Genomic DNA, 3,281 nt, shown 5'->3' with positions numbered 1-3,281 from the left:
TTCCGGTACCGCCCCGCAGCCCCGGCCCGCCGAAGCGTACCCGGACGCCACCCGCCCCATGTCCCAGGACGAGCTGCCGGTGCCCTGGTCGCCGCAGGGCGCGGGCGAAGCCACCGAGGCCCTGGAGGCCGCGAAGATCTTCGGGGCCCTGTCCCAGACGACGGGCAACATGCCCGCGTACCTGGACGAGAAGGCGACCCCCTACGTCCAGCCCAAGGAGGCCCCGCGCCGCCAGGCCCCCGTCGTCAACGAACGTCCCCACGAGACCCGCCCCATGCAGGTGCGGACCAAGACGCGCGAAACGCTCGTGGGCTACGACATGGACATCTCCGAGGCGCTCAGGCAGGCGGAGCTGAAGCGCCGCGAAGCCGAGCTCGCCGCGCAGAAGCGCAACAAGAAGAAGCCCGTGAAGGCCGCGGGCGGCAACCCGCTCGCGGGCCTGTGGCCCATCCCGCCCCAGTACCGCTTCTGGGCCATGCTCGTGGTGGTGGCCCTGGCGTGCGGCCTGGGCTTCGGCGTGATGTGGCTCTTCCTGAACACCGACGGCGGCGCCTGAGTCAGGCGCCCGTCAGGGGCAGGGGCGGCGCCACCGGCGGCTCCAGCGGCAGGAAGAGGCGGAAGATGGTGCCCTTGCCCGTCTCCGGCGCGTCCAGCGACACCTGGCCCACGTGTGAATCGATGATGCGCTTCACCACGGCGAGCCCCAGTCCGGTGCCCTGTGCCTTGGTGGTGAAGAAGGGCTCGAAGACGCGCGCGCGCAGCTCCGCCGGGATGCCCGGTCCCGTGTCGCTGATCTCCACCTGCACGCCGGCCCGGTCCGTCCACGCCTTGCGCGCCACCACGCGCAGCGTGCCGCCCTGGGGGCCCATGGCCTGCACGGCGTTGAGCGCCACGTTGAGGAAGCACTGGCGGATGAGCCGCTCGTCCACGGTCACCGGCGGCACGTCCTCCTCCATCACCCACTCCACCCGCACCTGAGACGGCGAGGTACCGCCCACGTCGGCGAGCGCGCTGCCCACCGCCTCTTCCAGCAGCTGCGTCACCGACACCGGATACAGGTGCGGCGACGGAGGCCGCGCGAAGGTGAGCAGGTCCGCGACGATGCGGTTGAGCCGGTCCGCCTCCTCCCCCACGATGTCCACCAGCGGGATGGCCGGGCTCTCCGGGCCGATGATGCGGCGGATGGTGGCCACCGAATTGAAGATGGCGCCCAGGGGGTTGCGCACCTCGTGGGCCACCACCGCGGACAGCTCGCCCAGCGCGACCAGCCGCTCGCGGTTCACCAGCTGCTCCTGCGCGCGCGCCAGCTCCGCGTAGCTCTGCTTCAAATCCTCCACCAGCCGCGCGCCCTCCAGCGCCAGCGACAGCTGGTTGGCGATGGCGTCCGCCCGCTCCAGCTCCGCGGCCGTGAAGCGGCGCGGCCGGCGCGTCTCCACCATCACCGCCACGCCCACCATCTGGTCGTGCACGGCGAGCGGCAGCACCATGTACGCCATGCCCTCCGCGGCCTGGCGCAGCTCATCGTTCAGCCGCGTCTCCGTGTTCGCGTCCTCCACCCGGAGCGGCTGGCGCGTGCGGAACACCTGGGCCGCGAGCGAGTTCGTCGACAGGTCGAGCGGCACGTCGCGCCCCAACAGCTCCGGGTGGCTGCCCGTCGCCGCGCGGATGGCCAGCCGCTCCCCCTGCGCATCCGGCAGCAGCACGTACGCGTCCGGCACGTCCACGATGCGCGCCAGGCTGGTGACGCCCGTGGCCAGCAGCCGGTCCAGCTCCAGCGTGGCCGCCAGCGCCTTGCCCACCTCGTGCATCAGCGCCAGGTCCTCCGCGCGGCCGCGCACCTCGTCCAGCAGCCGGTGGGATTCAATGGCCGCCGCGAAGTGCGTGCCCATGGCCTGGAGCGTCTCCACCTCCAGCGCGGTGAGCCTCCGGCGCGCGTGGAACAGCACGCTCAACGTGCCCACGCCGCGCGAGCGCACCCGCAGCGGCACCGACACCAGCGTCTGGAACGCCAGCGCCCGGAGCGCGTCGCGCGTGGGCGCGGGACACGCCTCCGCGTCCAGCACCTGCACCGCGTCCGGCATCCCGCCCGGACGGGGAAGCGAGCCCAGCCGAGCGCGGCGCACGCGCGCCACCGCGTCCTCGGACAGGCCGCGCGCGTAGACCAGCTCCAGGGGTTCACCCGGCTCGTGCCGCGTGTCCGCGGGCAGCAGCAGGCACACCGCGTCGCTGCCCAGCAGGCCCGAGATTTCTTCCGTGCCGGAGCCGAAGAAGGCGCGCGGGTGCGGCGCGGACGCGGCCTGCGACGCCAGCCGTCCCAGCGCGGTGAGCGCCGTCGCGCGCACGCTCAGCCGCTGGATGGTGCGCGCCGCGTCCAGCGCGGACGACACCTGCTGGCCGAACAGCCGCACCGCGGCCACGTCCTCCTCGCTCAGCCACTCCGAGGCCAGCACCAGCATGGCCATGGGCGCGTTCTCCACGTCGATGCGCACCCCCACCGCCCGGTGCGTCTCCGCGCGCCGGAACACCGCCAGCACCGCGTCCATGCGCGCCTCGGACACGAACCGGGACGCCTCCACGGCCAGGTCCTCCACCCACGCGTCCCCGTCGCGCCAGGTGCGCACCAGCGCGGGCGCCCAGCCACCGGGAGCCTCCGCCCGCACGCGGCCACCCAGCGCCGGCGCGTGCGGCACCAGCCGGGGGGCCAGCCCCGCCACGGACAGCTCCACGCCCACGCCCCGGGGCGTCAGCCACGCGAAGCCCAGCTCCAGCGCCTCCAGCCCCCGGAACACCTCCTCGCGCACCGCGTCCTCGGAGTGCAGCGCGCGCACCGTGCCCCCCAGCTCCGCCAGCCGCCGCAGCACCGTGCGGCGCCGGACGCGGGACGTGACGTCGCGCACCTGCACCACCCAGTCCCGGGCGTGCGGATGCACCGTCAACTCCACGCGCATCCCGCCGTCCCCGACGTGCAGCCACGCTTCGTAGGTGCCCGCCACCGGCGACGAACCCAGCCGCCGCGCGAGCCGGTCCGCCGGCTCCTCCTGCGGCCCCGGCTCCCACAGGAGCGACGTCACCGGTTGTCCCTGAAGCTGCTCGCGCGAGACGCCCATCAGGCGCGACAGCGCCGCGTTCGCATGGATGAGCAGGCCGTCCCGGAGCACGAACACGCCCAGGGGCATGTCGTCGAAGAGGCGGTACACCGCCCCTGGCTCCTCGGAAACCGTCCCCACCCGACGGTTCATGCGCTCTGTGCTCCTCACCACCCCACCTTCGCACCCCTGGCC

Annotated in this window: 2 protein-coding genes; one reads left to right on the top strand and one right to left on the bottom strand. The window is 73.9% G+C overall.

Translation table 11 applies throughout. The features are described 5' to 3' along the window. Positions 1-556 (top strand): hypothetical protein (locus tag D7X32_RS45850; protein ID WP_158625874.1); only part of this gene is annotated, 556 nt, incomplete at its 5' end. Between the two features lies 1 nt (position 557). Here the strand turns inward: D7X32_RS45850 and D7X32_RS43730 are convergent. After that, the gene (locus tag D7X32_RS43730) at positions 558-3,239 is read right to left on the bottom strand and encodes an ATP-binding protein (protein ID WP_120608385.1); all 2,682 of its coding nucleotides are present in this window, start codon (positions 3,237-3,239) and stop codon (positions 558-560) included. Between the last annotated feature and the right edge of the window lie 42 nt (positions 3,240-3,281).

Origin of the sequence: Corallococcus carmarthensis (assembly GCF_003611695.1) — a bacterium.
Taxonomy (GTDB): domain Bacteria; phylum Myxococcota; class Myxococcia; order Myxococcales; family Myxococcaceae; genus Corallococcus; species Corallococcus carmarthensis.
The sequence above is the reverse complement of the archived record's forward strand: the minus strand, read 5'-3'. Positions and strand labels throughout refer to the sequence as shown.

Coding starts and splice junctions, on each gene's coding strand:
- D7X32_RS43730 (WP_120608385.1), bottom strand. CDS start 3,239: ATGAACCGTCGGGTGGGGACGGTTTCCGAGGAGCCAGGGGCGGTGTAC.